General features: G+C 69.3%; 1 pseudogene. It reads left to right on the top strand.

Annotated features, from left to right (window positions below):
- Positions 1-222: pseudogene (locus BIV01_RS12950) on the top strand (carbohydrate ABC transporter permease); the annotation flags it as partial.
- Positions 223-277 lie beyond the last annotated feature (55 nt).

Genomic DNA, 277 nt, shown 5'->3' with positions numbered 1-277 from the left:
ATCACGGCGTGGAACGACTACGTGTGGCCGTTGATCGTGCTGATCGACCCGAAGGGGCAGACGCTCCAGGTGGCACTCGCCTCGCTCAGCTCGGTGAACGCGACCGACCTCGGCTCGGTGATGGCCGGCGCGGTGATCAGCGTGTTCCCGCTCATCGGGGTGTTCATCATCGGCTCGAGGCACTTCATCGCGAACATCGCGGCGGGGGCGCTGAAGGGCTGACCGGACCCGCAGGCGCCGTGGAGGATGGCCCACGGCGCCTGCGCTGCGCCCGCCG

This window comes from Curtobacterium sp. MCBA15_013 (assembly GCF_001865095.1).
Lineage (GTDB): Bacteria > Actinomycetota > Actinomycetes > Actinomycetales > Microbacteriaceae > Curtobacterium.
This window is presented reverse-complemented; position numbering and strand designations above follow the sequence as displayed.